The following is a 14,843-nucleotide window of genomic DNA, read 5'->3' as shown; positions in this document are numbered from 1 at the left end:
AGCGAGCGCTCAGCCCAGTCGCTCCCACGCCCGCTCGAATCGCTCGCCGTGGGGCGCGAGGAGTTCGACGTCGCGCTCGGCGAGCGACGCGGGGGTGAACCAGCCGACGTCGGCGACCTCGGAGCGTGCCTCGGGGTCGCCCGACGTCTCCTCGCGCCGGACCGCGTAGCCGATGGTCACGATGCGCTTTCCGGGAATTGAGTCGGCGGCGAACACGTCGAGCAGTTCGAGGTCGGCGGGGTCGACGCGGACCCCGATTTCCTCGCGGAGCTCCCGGGCGGCGGCCGCCGCGGGCGTCTCGTCGAACTCCAGGTGGCCGCCGGGGACCGACCACTTCCCGACGCCGGGTTCGATGGCCCGCCGGGTCAGCAACACGCCGTCGTCGGAGACGACCGCGACGCCCGCCGTGGGAACGGGGTTGCGCCAGACGACGCGCTCGCACGACTCGCAGTAGCGTCGCTCTCGGCCCTCGACGTCGCGAGTCGAGAGTTCGGTTCCGCAGTGCGGGCAGTACTCGGCGGCGAAGGCGGTCATCGCTCCGACACCGTCCTGGCGGTCATCCCTTCAGACCACTCCCGGTCAGCGGCACCACCACGTCGTCTTCGGCGCCCAGGGCGCCGCGCTCGCGGAACGCCGCGAGCGCGGCGGGCGCGACCGCCGAGGTCGGTTCGACGTAGAAGCCGCCCCGGTGCAGGCGGTCGAGCGCGTCCGCCACGGGGTCTTCTCCCAGCGCGATAGCGTCGCCGTCGGTCGCCTCGACCGCGTCGAGAATCTGGTCCTTCCGCACGGGGTCGAGGATCTGGATGCCGTCGGCCACGTCGTTGGCTTCGTCGGTGGCATCGGCCTCGCTCCCGTGCAACTCCTCGACGACGGGCGCGTACCCGGTGGCCTGGACCCCGAGCAGTTTCGGCATCCGGTCGGTCCACCCCGCCTCCTTCAGCGCACGGAACCCGCGGTAGGCGCCCAGGAAGAGCGTGCCGTGGCCGAGCGGCGCGACCACGGCGTCGGGCACCTCCCAGTCGCGCTGGGCCGCCACCTCGTAGGCGAAGGTGGCCGTGCCCGCGAAGAACGCGGGGTTCCAGGCGTGGCTGGCGTACCAGGCGTCGCCGTCCTCCACACGCTCGACGCAGGCGTCGGTCACGTCCTGACGCGTGCCCTCGACCTTCACGGGCGTCGCGCCGACGCGTTCGATGGCCGCGAGTTTCGAGGGCTTGGCGTCGGCCGGCACGAAGATGTCGGCGTCGATGCCGGCGCGGGCGGCGTACTGGGCGACGGCCGCGCCCGCGTTGCCCGACGAGTCCTCGACGACGTTCTCGACGCCCAACTCGGCGGCCCGCGAGAGCATGACGGTCGCGCCGCGGTCCTTGAAGCTCCCCGAGGGAAAGACGTACTCCAGTTTGAACTGAACGTTCTCGCCCCAGACCGACGAATCCGGTTCCTGCAGGGGCGTGAACCCCTCCCCGAGCGTGACCGCCGGCGAGACGGGGAGGAACTCCGAGAACGCCCACAGGCCCGCTCGGGTGTCGAGGTCGGCGAAGTCGGGCGCGGGGGCGTCGGGGAGCGGTCGGTCGGCGAATTCGAGCGCGTGGCCGCACTCGCAGCGCCAGGGCTCGTCCGGCCCGGCGGCGTAGGTGCGGTCGCACGCGAGACAGGTGAGGTCGGTCGGCATACTCGTACTTGCCGGACTCGCCACCAATAGTTGTCGGACGCGGAGAGTCGGGGCGAGGCGCCGACCGTCGTCCGGACGGCGGCCGCCGGGCGAGGTTTATCCGGTCGTCCGCCGTCGTCCCGGACGTGGACGACACTCCCTTCGGCGACGGACTCGCCGCGCGCTACTTTTGGTCGCGCCACGCCGACCCGTGGAGCGTCTGGGCGATGGTCGTCGCGTTCCCGACGTTCGTTCTGGCGATCTACCGGCGCGACCGCCGACTCTTCGCGGGAACGCTGCTCGCCGTCGCGCTGAACCCGCTCCTCGCTTCACCGCCCGATGACGATGACGCCTGGGCGACCAAGGTCGTACTGGGCGAGCGCGTCTGGCTCGATGGCGGACGGCTACTGTCGAGGGAAACCGCGTTCGTCGCCTGCTGTGCGCCGGTGTACCTCTACACGTTGCGCGCCGCGGTCGAACGCCGTCCGGTCGGTACCGCCTGCGGGACCGTCGTCTCGATGGTCCTCATGCTCGCGTTCTTCCGACGGATGGCTCGCCTCTACGAGGAACGAGCGGACGGCCGACGCTCGGGGGAGCGGAGCTCCTGAAAGCGGGCGCCGAGGGAGAAACGGGGAGAGCAGGCGGACCGCTCAGTACTCGTCGATGCCGGTGCCGACCGAGCAGACGTACTCGCCGGTCGCCACCTGCGGGAGACGGCGCGAGCGCCAGAAGATGCCCTCGCCGTCGGCGGTCACCTCGGCCTTGAGGCGGCCAAACGGGTCGGTCACGCGGAACAGCACGTCGCCGGGCGACACCGACTCGCCGAGTTCCTTCTGAAAGTCGACCAGGCCGCCGGAGGGCGAGCCGTAGCGGTCGAAGCCGGTCGCGCGGGTCTGGGTGCCGGGGTTGGCGTCGCCGTCGAGGAAGCCGTAGTAGCGCAGGACGTTGAACACCCCGCGGACGCCGTACTCGATGCTCTCCTCGTCCCAGCCGACGCAGCCGCCGAGTTCGGGGTCGATGGTCGGGATGCCCTCGTCGGGGCCGGCGCGGGCGAGTTGGCCGTCGGGTCCCTTCTGGTCGAGGACGTAGCCGCAGTCGAACACCTTCGCCAGTTCGAGACACTCGTCGTGGAGGCGGTGGCGCTGGCCGCACCGGACTCGGACCTCGTTTATCATCCGGCTGGTCGACCCCTGGTGGAGGTCGAGGATGAGGTCGGCCCGCGACGCCGCCTCGAAGGTGGCGGCCGCGATGCGCTCGCTGGAGGTCCCCGACTCGTTGCCGGGGTAGGTGCGGTTCATCTTCGTGTCGTCGATGGGGTTGCGGTGCTCGGCGACCTGGAACGCGTGGTAGTTGACGATGCCGACCACGAGAATCGTCCCCGAGAGGTCCTCGGGCGGAATCTGGGGCACCGCGCGCTGAATCACGCCGAGGCCGTTGAGTTCGTCGCCGTCGCTGACTGCCTGCACGTACAGGGTGGGTCCGTCGTCCGCGCCGTTGATGACCGCGACGGGGAGTCCGAATTCGCCGCCGTCGCGCGTTTCACCCACCTGCAGCCGCCCGGTGTCTATCTCCCCGGGGGCCGCACTCGCCGTTCCGAGCGTCTTCATTACCCATAACGGGCGGCTACTCGCCCTTTAGCGGTTCGGTTGCCGGGAGGGGTGGTGGGAATTGAACGCACGGAAATCGTGGGAGCGAAACCGGACGAGACGCTACTGTTTGGGAGGTTCTCGAGCGAGGTAGTGGAAGTACAGATTGTAAATACTGCGACCGTAACTGTGACCGCCTCGAAAGCCCTCATCTACTCACAAGCTACGACGATTACTACAACTGAGAACATCTCGAAAGCCCCCGGACGCTCGCGGTCGCTCAGCGACATATCCGGTTCGGGCCTTCGGCCCTCACCGAATAGGGGTCGCTGAGGCGACTGAAGTGAACGCGAGCGCCCGGCCCCTTCCAGTCCCACCCGCCGGTTGGTCGGCCGAGCGTCCGTGAGGGTTTGGTCTGTGGGTCTTTCGAAGATTAAACATCCGGCGTGGCGCGCGCTGGCGCGGCCGCGGTGCGGTCTGGGTGGATGAAAGGGGCCGCCCGCTCGCGTCCGAAGGACGGGGTCGTCTCCGTCGGGCAACTATTCGGCGCTCGCCGTCGGCGAGCGCCGAATATCCCGCGGAGCGACCGCGAGCGGGCGGGGGCTTTCGAGGTGGTCACCGCTACGGTTGTAGCAGTGTTTCGTGATGATTGGACGGAGGCTTTCGAGGCGTTCTCGTCTGCTGTCGTCGCCGTCTTCTCAAACTCTATAACTAGCTCCGCATCACTCCTCAAACCTCCGTAGTCCCACCCAGCGCACCCCAGACACACCGATAGAGAGAACCCCCACAATTTTGCCCGTCACCTCCCAACCTCCGATTATGGCGACCGAACGCGACAGCGCCGACCCCTTCGCGGCGTTCCGACAGTTCCTCGCGCTGGAGCGAGACGTCCTCGTCCTTTCGCTGGCGATGTTCGCGTTCAGCCTCGGCTTCCAGATGACCGGGCGGTACATGGCGCGCTACCTCGGCGTGCTCGGCGCGACCAGCGTGGTCATCGGCCTCTACGGGAGCCTCGGCAATCTCATCAGTGCGGTCTACCCCTACCCGGGCGGCGCACTCTCGGACCGCATCGGCTCGCGGACCGCGCTCACCGCCTTCGGACTCGCGTCGACGCTCGGCTTCGTGCTGTGGTTCCTTGCGCCGTCGTTCGACGTGGAGCCGGTTCCCGCGTGGACGTGGATTTTCGTCGGCCTGCTGCTCGCGCAAGCGTGGAAGTCGTTCGGCCTCGGCGCGACGTTCGCCATCGTGAAACAGAGCGTCCCGCCCGAGGAACTGGCGACCGGGTTCGCCAGCACCGAGACGTTCCGCCGGACCGCCTTCCTGCTCGGGCCCCTCATCACGGCGGGCCTGCTCACGATGTACGAGTTCGAGGTCGGGTTCCGGTACGTGCTGGCGGTCGCCGCCGGGTTCAGCCTGCTGGCGACCGTCGCCCAGCACGTCCTCTACGACGCCAGCGAGGACAGTTTCGGCAAGGAGTTCGAGGGCGTCTCGCAGGTCGTCGACGACCTCCGGGGGATGCCCGAGACGCTCCGGCCCCTGCTGGTCGGCGACACCCTCGTCCGGTTCGCCAACGGGATGGTCTACGTCTTCGTCGTCCTCGTGGTGACCCAGTACCTCGCAGTCAGCGCGACGCTCCCGGTCGTGGGCTACCTCGGACCCGACGCCTTCTTCGGCGTCCTGCTGGCGGTCGAGATGGCGGTCGCGCTGGCCGTGATGATCCCCGTCTCCAAGTTGGCCCGGCGAGTCGGGCTGAAGCCCGTCGTCGCACTCGGGTTCGTCGTCTACGCCGTCTTCCCCGCGCTGCTGGTCAACGCACCCGAGGGCGGCCTCACGGTCGCGGGCGTCGCCGTCTCCGAAACCGCGCTCGTCACCGCGCTGTTCGCGCTCTCGGGACTCCGGTTCGCCGGCCTGCCGGCCCACAAGGCGCTCATCGTCGGTCCGGCCGAGGAGAACGCCGGCGGTCGGGTCGTCGGGTCCTATTACCTCGCGCGCAACGCGGTCGTCATCCCGAGCGCGGCGGTCGGCGGGTGGATTTACGGCCTCTCGCCGGGCGGGCCGGAGTTGGCGTTCGGACTGGCGACCGTCGTGGGACTGGTCGGCACCGGCTACTTCCTCGTCTTCGGTAGGGAGTTGGACGCGTATCGCTGACGGGAGTCGGTCGTAGGAGCTCCTTACGCGGTAGCTCCGAGAACGGTCCGGACGACTTCTCTCAGCAAAGCCGTCCGGAATCCGAACAGTAACATTATCTAACCGGTAGTCGAAGTCGAGGTATGGAACCGATAGCGACGGTCGTGACGGTCGGTCTGTTCGTCGGCCTGGGCTACCTCGCGGTCCGCTCGTACTCGAAAGGCGGCGACCACGGATTCAACGGCGAACTGTTCAACTGAACGCCTCCACGGACATTTCTCGTCGACGCGGGGAGGCAAAGCGGCCTACCGCCGACCGTCGCACCGGCGCGACACCGCCGCGCGTTCGCTCCCGGCGTACAGCATCGCCCAGAAGACGAACAGCAGGCCGACCCAGCAGGCGAGCAGGAGTGCGAGCACGGTCTGCGCTACGCGGCCATCTACCTTCGTTATGCGGCTGTTAAGGCCAAAACGGTCCGCAACGAACCGATTATCACGGTTGCGAGTCGGTGACGCGTCGGGTTCGTTTCGACAAGGCGGAGCGTCGGCGGACAGGAGGTCAGCCGCGTAGAGACGCCGGCCGGCGTCTCTACGTCCACCGGCCGGTCGCCCGGTTTGCGCCGAGGGCCGCCGCCGGCACCGCGAGCGCGACGACGAGGACCCAAATCGCCGCCTTCCAACCCGAAAGGGTGACGATACCCCCGACGACCACGCCGTTCAGCGCGGCGAACCCGATGTACGCCGAGCGGACGAGACCGAACCCGATTCCCCGCTCGGCGTCGTCGAGGTGGGTCACGAACCGCGACTGGACGGGCGGTCCCCAGCCCATTCCGCACCCGACGAGGAGAACCGCCGCGGCGACCGTCGCGACGCCGCCGCGGACGAGCAGGAGGAGGTAGCCCGCGACGCCGACGGAGAGTGCGACGACCGTCACGGGGTCGGGGCCGAGTCGGTCGGACGCCCACCCCGCGAACGGTTGACTCGCCGTCACCGCGCCGAAGTACGCGGTGAAGAGGACGCCCGCCAGTTCGACGGAGACGCCGTGGTACTGCCGGAGGAGCAGCGGCAGGAACGAGAACGTCGCGGTGTCGACGAACTGCGCGAACGCCGCGACGCCGGTGGTGAACGCGATTGGCGGCCGCGACAGCAGGTCGGCGGCCGCCTCGGGCGTGATTCGCTCTCGAATCGGCGTCTCGGGTCGCACGGGGCGACGCGGCCGAACGAGCAGGCGGAAGCCGAGCAGGACGGGGACCACGACGACGCCCGCGAGCGCGAGAACCGCGCGCCACCCGTACCGCGCGGCGACGACGCCGACGAGCGGGCCGGTGAATCCGACGAATTGCGCCCCGAGGCGGTGGACCCCGATGGCGCGACCCGTCTCCTCGAACAGGTCGCTCAGGAGCGCCGTCGCCGGGCTGTAGTACGCCCCGCTGACCAGCCCCAGCAGCGCCATCCCGAGGATGACGAACAGCCCCGACGGCGACAGTGCGAGCAGGAGACTCGCCACGCCGGTGAGGCCGAGCGCGGCGAGGACGACGGTGCGCTCGCCGTAGCGGTCGCCGAGCGCACCGCTGGGCAACTGGGCCGCGGCGTACGTGACGGTGCTCGCGGCGACGGCGAGTCCCACGACGAACGTCGAGACGCCCAGGGTGGCTTCGACGTCCGCGAACACGAGGCTCAGGGCGTACTCGACGAACCGGACGCCGAAGTACGCGAGCACGCACAGCGACAGGACGGTGTCTCGGTGCCGCCAGCGGACGCGAGTCATCGGTCGCTCGATAGACACGTTCGCGGCCGTTATCGCTTTGGGTCGGCGACCGCGCGACGGTCCGAGCCGCCGGCACGCTTTCGAGTACGCTTGCGTGTCCGCTTCCCGAACGCCTTTCGGGCGGCCGCGACTACGCGGAAGCGATGCGCCGTCTCGCCGCCGCGTTCGCGGGCTTCCGAGGGTTCGACCGGGCGGTCTACGTCGTCGCCGCGGCCCGCCTGCTCAACGTGCTCGGGTCGGGTATCGTCTACCCGTTCGCGACGCTGTACTTCTACGGCGAGGTCGGCATCCCGTTCACGCTAGTGGGCACCGGCCTGTTCGCCAACAGCGTCGCCACCGCGGTCGGCACGCTGGTCGGCGGGTACTTCGCCGACGCCCGCGGGCGAAAGCCCGTCATGGTCGCGAGCATGGCGCTGTCGGCGCCCAGCCTCGCGGCCTACGCGCTCGTGCGGAGCGCGCCCGAGTTCGTCGCGGTCGCCGCGACCGCCGGGTTCGCCGCCGGCCTGTTCGCGCCCGCGAGTCAGGCGATGGTCGCCGACCTCACGACCGACGCCGCCCGCGACCGGGCCTACGGCCTGCTGAAGGTCGCCAGCAACGCCGGGTTCGGCGCGGGGTTCGTCCTCGGCGGCGTGCTCTACGGCGTCGCCCACGTCGCGGTGTTCGTCGCCGACGGCCTCACCAGCGGAGTCGTCGCGGCCCTGCTGTGGGTCGCGCTGCCGCGGTCGCGCGCGACCGCGGCAGCGCGAGACGGAATCGAGGAAATCGAGGACGCCGACTCTCGCGGACTGAGGGCGACCCTCGGCGAGTGGCGCCGCGCGATGACCGAACCTGCGATGCTCGCGCTCGCGGTGCTCAACGTCGGCTTCGCAATAGCGTACGCCCAAATGCAGAGCACCGTCCCCGTCTTCGCCGAGAACGCGTTCGGCCTGACCAGCGAGCAGTTGGGGACGCTGTACGTCCTCAACCCGCTGGTCATCGTCCTCTTCCAGTTGCCCGCAGTGTCGTGGGTCGAGTCGTGGCGCCGGACCCGCGGCCTCGCGCTGTCGGCGTGCTTCTGGGCCGCGAGCTTCGTCGCCATCGTGCTCGCGCACGGCGCGGGGTTCGTGCTGGGGGTCGCGCTCGTCGGGGCGTTCCTCGTGCTCCGGACCGTGGGCGAGATATTCCACTCGCCGCTGGTCACCGCGCTGGCGAGCGACCTCGGGCGCGCCGAAACCCGCGGGAGCCAACTGTCGGCGCTAGAGGTCGCCAAGCGCGTGGGGTTCGGAATCGGCCCCGTGGTCGGTGGGGCGTTCTTCGACTACGGGGTCGAGGAACTGCTCTGGCCCGCGCTGGTCGGCCTGTCGCTCCTGTTGGGCGTCGGCGCGCTCGCCCTAGAGCGCAGGATTCCCCCGGCGGCGAACGGCCGGACGAGTTACTCGGAGAGCGAGCGACCGCAGTAGTCGCAGGCGTCGCCCTCTACCACCGCGCCACAGTCCGGGCAGTTGCTTGATTCCAGAGCGCCGTCCTCGGAGTCTCGAGACAGCAGCGCGCCGACGCCGACCATCGCGAAACCGACGAGGAGCATGCCGAGCGGTCCGGCGAGCCAGAGGCCGAGCGCCGCCACCGCCACGGCCGTCCCGTTCACGACAAGTCCGTCCTCCAACGTCATGCGGTTCGCGACGCAGCCACGCGAGAAAAACGTTCGGACGGGCGTCGGGGTTCCGGCCAGGGGCGACTCCCACGGTCCGCGAGTTGACACCGACGCGTCTTTTACCCGACGCGCCCAATCGCCGAACGTGTCACAGAACGTCCCCGAGCGCCCGCGCGCAAACTTCGTCGCGGCGCTGAACGTCCGCCGGAACGCCGTCCGCGGGTTCGCGTTCGGCGTCCTGTTCACGCTCGCAGTGCTCGCGTTCTTCGTCTTCCTCCCGGGGACCCGCCGGCCGAGCGTCTACTACGTCGGCCTGGGCTTCGTGCTGGCGTCGGCGCTCGGCGCACTGACGACGACGGTGCTGACGCTAATATCGGCCTATCGGCTCGCGAAGCAAGAGGACCTCTAGAGAGCGGCGGTGAGCGTTTCGAGGCGCTCGGCGCCCGAGCGCGTCCCCTTCGCGAGGAACACGTCGCCCGCCCGGAGTTCGGTCGTCGGTCCAGGCGAGATGACCCACTCGCCGCGCTCGTCCTCCTGGGCCGCCGCCTCGCCGCCGACCGGACCGTTCTCGGCGGGTCTGCGGACTGCGAGGACGCGCATCCCCGTCTCGGTCTTGACCTGACGCTCGCCCAGCGTCACGCCGTCGAAGTCGCTGCCCGGTTCGACCGTCAGGCGGACGATGACCTCGTCGCTCTCCTCGACCGCCTTCTCGACCACCGGGTGGGTGGTCAGCCCCCGCAGGACGCCCTCGCTGATCTCCAGGGCGGCGTCGCTCATCACCTCGGTGGCGTTGGCGAGGTGGACCAGGCCCCGGAGCGAGACGGGGTCTTCGACCCGGCTGGCCGCGCGCAGGGTCCAGGCCTCGAAGCGCGACTGGAGGGCGTCGACCTCGGCTTCGAGTTCCACGACCTCCTCGGCGACCGCCTCGCTGTCGAAGAGGACGCTCCCGTAGGCGAGGTCGACTGCGAGTTCGCTGATGTTCTTCATCAGCACGATGGAGTCGACAGCGCGTTCGAGGTCCTCGATGCCGGGTTCGGGAGGGTCGGGCGGTTCGTACGTTCGGCCGGTCGCGCGCTCGAACACGTCGGCGATGCCCTCCTCGGGACCCCGGAGGAGGACCGTGTCGCCGGTCGCGAACCGGGTTTCGCGGTCGGGGTTCGTGATCCAGTCCCGGCCGCGGTGGATGGCGATGGCGCGGACGCCGGTTTCGGTCTCCATGTTCACGTCGCCGAGCGTCCGGTCGGCCAGCGGCGAGTCGGCCGCGATCTCCGCCCGGACGAGCGTCTCGACGGCCTCCGGGAGCGCGGCTCGCATCGCCTCGGGGAGGCCGATGTCCTCCAGGACGACCTTGGCGATGTCGCCGGCGGCGTCGCTTATCTTCTCGGCCGCGCCGACCACCCCGAGGACGGGCGCGAGCTGTTCGGCGTCGTCGGGCGTCCGGGCGGCCATCAGCAGGCTCATCCGGGCGCGCAACTGGAGGACGTCCATCCGCGATTCGAGGTCGAGCACCTCGCGGGCGATGTCGTCGCTCCCGTGGAGCACCGCGGAGAACGAGAGGTCGATGAGCAACTCGGCGGTGTCTTTCATCTCCGACAGCAGTTCCACGACGCTGACGGGTTCGTACTCCACCTCGCCCGGCGTGTCCATGCGTGGCGGTTGGTCGCCTCCCCGTAAAAACGTTCGTAGCGAGTCGCGAGTCGGGCTACGCGCGTTCGGGACTGGCGCGCTCGTCCATCATCTCCGCGGCCCGGGCCGCCCAGTCGCCGTACCGGAACCCCGCCGCGACGACGAGGAACGACCAGACGAAAAAGCAGACGATGGCGGCGTAGACCGCCGCGACGCCGTACCCCAGGCGGACGCCGAACAGCCACGAGAAGCCGACCATAATCCCGAACATCCCCGTCGCGCGGGCGACGAGCGGCGTCCGGGTGTCGCCGGCCCCCTGGAGCGCGCCCGAGAGCACGGTGAGCAGCGCCAGGAAGGGCGCGGCGAGTCCGTACGCCCGGGCGAAGTCCGCGGCGTACTCCAGTGTCGCGGGGTCGGACGTGAACAGGCGGGCGAACGCGCTCGCGCCGAAGAAGAGCGCGAGGCCGGCGGCGCCGACGGTCAGCAGCGCCAGCGCGGCGGTCGCCCACCCCTCGAACCGGGCGCCTTCGGGGTCGCCCGCGCCGAGCGTCTGGCCGACGAGCACGCTGGCGGCGACGCGGTAGCCGCGCGCGAGCGGGCTGGTGACCTGCTGGCGCAGTCGGAGGCCGACCTGGTAGGCGGCGTTGACTTCGGTGCCGAAACCCAGTAGGATGGCGTTGAACGGGAACTCCGCGGCCGTCGTGGCGAATCCCTCCAGCGTTCGCGGCACGCTCACGGCCAGCAGTTGGCGCGTGATGGTGGCGTCGGTCGGGCGAGCGAACGACGCGTCGGTCCACGGCCCGCCGATGGCCGCGAGCAGCGCGACCGCGACCACGACGTTTCCGAACGCGGTGGCGAGTCCGACGCCGACGATTTCGAGGCGCGGGAACGGACCCAATCCGAGGCCGAGCGCGGCGGTGCCGGCGATGTTGAGCAGGTTCCCGACGACGTTGACGTACATCGGCGTAAGGGTGTCGCCGGTCCCCTGCAGCGACCGCGCCCCGATCAGCGCCACGTGCCGGGCGGGCGCGGTGGCGAAGACGACGGCAAGGTAGGCGCCGCCCATCTCGGCGACGCGGTCGGACGCGCCGAGCAACGCGATGGCGCGCTCGCCGAGGAGAAACCCGAGGGCGACGAACGGCACGCCCGCGAGGACGCCGACGACCAGCGCCTGGGTCACGGCCTCGTCGCGGTCCGCTGTCGCGTCGCGCCCCGTGTCCTGACTGGAGAGCGCGACGGCGCCCCCGCCGAGTCCGAGTCCGATGCGGAGGGGCAGGCGGGCGTAGAGGTCGGCGAGTCCGATGGCCGCGACGGCCGCCGGGGAGAACAGTCCGGTGACGACGACGTCGGTCGTCCGCATCAGCGTCCGGAGCGTGTGGTCGGCCATCACCGGCCACGCCAGCGAGAGGACGCGCCGCCAGACGGCGAACACCCGCGCGCAGAGTCCGGCGACCATGGTACTCGTCTCCGGCGCGGGGGGAATCAGCGTATCGGAACGGAACCGGGCGACGCCTCGAATGCGACCGCCTTCGAGACGGGCCGCGTTCGAGGCCGGCCCCGTCCGTCCGGAACGCACAACTCCGCCGGCCCCGAACCGCGACCCATGGACGCGTTCGTCTACGGGACGCTGACCGACCCCGACCGCGTTTCGCGCGTCGTCTCGGCGTTCGAGTTCGTCGGCGACGCGACGCTGGACGGACTCCGCCGCGTCGAGGGACAGTATCCGACGCTCGCGCCGGGCGGGACCGTCTCGGGCAGAATCCTCCGGACGCCCGAAATCGAGGCGCTCGACGCCTACGAGGGCGTCGAGCGCGGACTCTACGTTCGGGTGGGCGTGCCGCGGGAGCGAGGGAAGCGCGACGGTGACGACGGCGGTAGCGATGCAGACGTAGAGGATGTCGCCGTCTACGTCGGCGACCCCGAACCGCTGGGCGCCGACGCCGACTGGCCCGGCCAGGGGCCGTTCGCCGAGCGGGTCCGGCGGTACGTCCGGGAACGGGGCGTCGTCGTTCGAACGAGCGACCGCTGAGCGACCGGTAGACGCCGGTCCCCCCGGCGGTCGCTCCGGCCGTCGTTCGTCGCGGGCGGGGCATCACCGAAACGCCGTCGAGACGCCGCGCGGCCGCCGATGACGGCCGTCGTCCTCGCGTCAGACGGGGTGTGTGCCGCCCGTCTGACGGCCGTTTCACCCCGACGCCGTCTTGCACTTTCACTTTCAGTCCGGCCACCGGGGGTTTAAGTACCTGCCGCGGGTCGATTCGAGTGCGCGTCACACGCTTCGCGCATACATCCTCACATTCCCCCCTTCGACGCAACGCCCGAGAGCGGCCGGTCTGCCGGGCGGGGACGAAGTCGACTCGCCTGCGAGCGACGCGAATCGTTTCGTCGCCGGGGCGACGGAACCGCCCCGCCGTCGAGCGGCGGGGCGGTTCGGTATCCTCGTCGGAATCCGAACGTGCGCCGTGGGCCGTAAATAAAGCGTTAAAGACGTTCCGCGACTACAGTCCTCCATGCTCGAACTCTCCGACGTGGTCGACGCGCGCTCGCGCGTCGAGGAGACGGCCCGGCGCACGCCGCTCGACTACTCGCACACCTTCTCGGCCATGACCGGCGCGGAGGTCCACCTCAAACTGGAGACGTTCCAGCGGACGGGGTCGTTCAAGATTCGCGGCGCCACGAACCGCATCAAGACGCTTTCGGACGACGAAAAAGCTGCCGGCGTGGTGACCGCCAGCGCGGGCAACCACGCCCAGGGCGTCGCGCTCGCCGCGACCAAGAGCGGCGTCGACGCTAAGATCGTAATGCCCGAGAACGCGCCCATCTCGAAGATCAAAGCGACCCGTAGCTACGGCGCGACGGTGGTGCTCGACGGCGAGGACTACAACGACGCCCAGGCGACGGCCCGCGAGATAGAGGCCGAGGAGGGCCGGACCTACGTCCACGCCTTCGACGACGAGATGGTGATGGCCGGCCAGGGCACCATCGGTCTGGAGATTCTGGAGGACCTGCCGGACGTCGACACCGTGGTCGTCCCCATCGGCGGCGGCGGCCTCATCTCGGGCATCGCCACCGCGGTCAAGTCCCAGCGACCGGACGCCCGGGTCGTTGGCGTTCAGGCCGAAGGCGCGTCGAGCGTCGCCACTTCGCTGGACAAGGGCGAAGTCTACGCCCTCGATAGCGTCGACACCATCGCCGACGGCATCGCCACCCGGAGCGTCGGCGAGCGGACGTTCCCCGTCATCGAGAAGTACGTCGACGAGGTGGTCACCGTCTCGGACGGCGAAATCGCGGTGGCGGTCACCCACCTCCTCGAACGCGCGAAGACGCTCGTCGAGGGCGCGGGCGCGGTGCCGCTGGCGGCCCTGCTCGCCGGGGCGGTCGAGTACGAGGAAGACGAGGTCGTCGTCCCGGTGCTGTCGGGCGGCAACATCGACATGAACATGCTGACGACGGTCATCATGCGCGGACTGGTCCACACCGACCGGTACACCAAGATCCGGACCGAGGTGAAAGACCGGCCCGGCGAACTCCGCCAACTCCTGGAGATCATCGCCGAGCACCGCGCGAACATCTACGCCATCCAGCACGACCGGACCTCCCGGGACATCGCGATGAACGCCACCGAGGTCGAGATCGACCTCGAAACGCGAGGACCGGAGCACGTCGCCGACCTGCTCGACGCGCTCGAAGCCGCCGACTTCGCCGTTACGCGACTCGAATGAGTCCGCCCGCGAGAGACGCGCGCCGATGCGGGTCGCCGCGACCCGCATCGGCGCGCCCGGTTTTTCCGGGCGGGGTCGTTGAGTAGGTTTAAGCCGGAGGCAGACACAAACTCCGGTATGAAGCGAATCATCAGTACGCAGGACGCCCCCGCCGCGGTCGGCGCCTACAGCCAGGCGACAACGAACGGCGGCCTCGTGTTCACCGCCGGCCAGATACCGATGACGCCCGACGGCGACCTCCTGGACGACGAAGACATCGCGGTCCAGACCCGCCAGAGCCTGGAGAACGTCAAGGCCATCCTCGAAGAGGAGGGCCTGACCATGCAGGACGTGCTGAAGGTCTCGGTCTTCCTCGACGACATCGACAACTTCGAGGAGATGAACGACACCTACGAGGAGTACTTCCAGGACAACCCGCCGGCCCGGAGCGCCGTCGAGGTCGCCAACCTCCCGAAGGGCGTCGGCGTCGAAATCGAAGCAATCGCCTCCAGCGAGTGACGTGCGTCCTCGCCTGAAAGCCAGCCTCCTGTGGGGCGTCGTCGGAACGCTCGGTTTCCTGGTGCTCCTCCAGGGGTACGAACTGATCGCCGGCCATCGCTACTCGGTTGCGGTCAAAGCGGGCACGGCGCTGGTCGTCCTCGGCGGCGCGACCGCACTGTCGTACGTCGCGGACGGCGTCTTTGCGGGCGGTCCCTCCGACGAATCCGCAGACGAGTGAGTTCCGTTCCGCGTCTCGA

15 protein-coding genes are annotated in these 14,843 nt (G+C 69.9%); 8 read left to right on the top strand and 7 right to left on the bottom strand.

What is annotated here, in order from left to right; genetic code table 11:
- Nucleotides 1-9: 9 nt before the first annotated feature.
- Together NGM07_RS12320 and NGM07_RS12315 are read right to left on the bottom strand one after the other, a co-directional pair.
- Nucleotides 10-534 (bottom strand): NUDIX hydrolase, encoded by a 525-nt coding sequence (locus NGM07_RS12320; RefSeq protein WP_253511878.1) that lies wholly within the window; start codon nt 532-534, stop codon nt 10-12.
- A 22-nt stretch (nt 535-556) separates the two neighbouring features.
- Complete coding sequence (locus NGM07_RS12315; RefSeq protein ID WP_253511876.1) at nt 557-1,669, bottom strand: pyridoxal-phosphate dependent enzyme; 1,113 nt, start codon at nt 1,667-1,669, stop codon at nt 557-559.
- A 125-nt stretch (nt 1,670-1,794) separates the two neighbouring features.
- Here NGM07_RS12315 and NGM07_RS12310 point away from each other — a divergent pair, with 125 nt between their 5' ends.
- On the top strand, nt 1,795-2,256 hold the full coding sequence (locus tag NGM07_RS12310; RefSeq protein WP_253511873.1) for a DUF6653 family protein: 462 nt from the start codon (nt 1,795-1,797) through the stop codon (nt 2,254-2,256).
- A gap of 42 nt (nt 2,257-2,298) precedes the next feature.
- Here NGM07_RS12310 and NGM07_RS12305 read toward each other — a convergent pair whose 3' ends face one another.
- The gene (locus tag NGM07_RS12305; protein ID WP_253511871.1) at nt 2,299-3,255 is read right to left on the bottom strand and encodes a succinylglutamate desuccinylase/aspartoacylase family protein; all 957 of its coding nucleotides are present in this window, start codon (nt 3,253-3,255) and stop codon (nt 2,299-2,301) included.
- A gap of 798 nt (nt 3,256-4,053) precedes the next feature.
- On the opposite strand from NGM07_RS12305, the gene NGM07_RS12300 reads away from it, so the two are divergent.
- On the top strand, nt 4,054-5,382 hold the full coding sequence (locus NGM07_RS12300) for an MFS transporter (RefSeq protein WP_253511868.1): 1,329 nt from the start codon (nt 4,054-4,056) through the stop codon (nt 5,380-5,382).
- A gap of 567 nt (nt 5,383-5,949) precedes the next feature.
- Here the strand turns inward: NGM07_RS12300 and NGM07_RS12295 are convergent.
- Nucleotides 5,950-7,128: an MFS transporter gene (locus NGM07_RS12295; protein WP_253511866.1), complete on the bottom strand. Its 1,179-nt coding sequence runs from the start codon at nt 7,126-7,128 to the stop codon at nt 5,950-5,952.
- Between the two features lie 143 nt (nt 7,129-7,271).
- On the opposite strand from NGM07_RS12295, the gene NGM07_RS12290 reads away from it, so the two are divergent.
- Complete coding sequence (locus tag NGM07_RS12290) at nt 7,272-8,567, top strand: MDR family MFS transporter (protein WP_253511863.1); 1,296 nt, start codon at nt 7,272-7,274, stop codon at nt 8,565-8,567.
- On the opposite strand, the gene NGM07_RS12285 is transcribed toward NGM07_RS12290, so the two are convergent.
- A complete protein-coding gene (locus tag NGM07_RS12285; RefSeq protein ID WP_253511860.1) occupies nt 8,540-8,776 on the bottom strand; it encodes a hypothetical protein in 237 nt (78 codons plus the stop codon). The genes NGM07_RS12290 and NGM07_RS12285 overlap by 28 nt on opposite strands.
- Nucleotides 8,777-8,903: 127 nt before the next feature.
- On the opposite strand from NGM07_RS12285, the gene NGM07_RS12280 reads away from it, so the two are divergent.
- Nucleotides 8,904-9,167 carry a DUF7536 family protein gene (locus tag NGM07_RS12280; protein ID WP_253511857.1) on the top strand — a complete coding sequence of 88 codons (264 nt, stop codon included), beginning with the start codon at nt 8,904-8,906 and terminating at the stop codon, nt 9,165-9,167.
- On the opposite strand, the gene NGM07_RS12275 is transcribed toward NGM07_RS12280, so the two are convergent.
- Together NGM07_RS12275 and NGM07_RS12270 are read right to left on the bottom strand one after the other, a co-directional pair.
- Complete coding sequence (locus NGM07_RS12275) at nt 9,164-10,405, bottom strand: potassium channel family protein (protein ID WP_253511854.1); 1,242 nt, start codon at nt 10,403-10,405, stop codon at nt 9,164-9,166. The genes NGM07_RS12280 and NGM07_RS12275 overlap by 4 nt on opposite strands.
- Before the next feature lie 55 nt (nt 10,406-10,460).
- Entirely contained in the window at nt 10,461-11,840 is a 1,380-nt protein-coding gene (locus NGM07_RS12270; protein WP_253511853.1) for an MATE family efflux transporter, read from the bottom strand.
- A gap of 147 nt (nt 11,841-11,987) precedes the next feature.
- On the opposite strand from NGM07_RS12270, the gene NGM07_RS12265 reads away from it, so the two are divergent.
- The 4 genes from NGM07_RS12265 to NGM07_RS12250 all read left to right on the top strand — a co-directional run bounded on the left by NGM07_RS12265 (nt 11,988) and on the right by NGM07_RS12250 (nt 14,824).
- A complete protein-coding gene (locus NGM07_RS12265; RefSeq protein WP_253511850.1) occupies nt 11,988-12,413 on the top strand; it encodes a gamma-glutamylcyclotransferase family protein in 426 nt (141 codons plus the stop codon).
- A gap of 481 nt (nt 12,414-12,894) precedes the next feature.
- Nucleotides 12,895-14,106 carry a threonine ammonia-lyase gene (ilvA, locus tag NGM07_RS12260; protein WP_253511847.1) on the top strand — a complete coding sequence of 404 codons (1,212 nt, stop codon included), beginning with the start codon at nt 12,895-12,897 and terminating at the stop codon, nt 14,104-14,106.
- Between the two features lie 117 nt (nt 14,107-14,223).
- Nucleotides 14,224-14,604, top strand: a complete 381-nt coding sequence (locus NGM07_RS12255) for a RidA family protein (RefSeq protein WP_253511845.1) — start codon at nt 14,224-14,226, stop codon at nt 14,602-14,604.
- A 1-nt stretch (nt 14,605) separates the two neighbouring features.
- Nucleotides 14,606-14,824, top strand: coding sequence for a DUF7981 family protein (locus NGM07_RS12250; protein ID WP_253511843.1), 219 nt, complete (start codon nt 14,606-14,608; stop codon nt 14,822-14,824).
- The last annotated feature ends 19 nt before the right edge of the window (nt 14,825-14,843 follow it).

The organism is Halorussus vallis, assembly GCF_024138165.1.
Classification (GTDB): Archaea; Halobacteriota; Halobacteria; order Halobacteriales; family Haladaptataceae; genus Halorussus; species Halorussus vallis.
The sequence above is the reverse complement of the archived record's forward strand: the minus strand, read 5'-3'. Positions and strand labels throughout refer to the sequence as shown.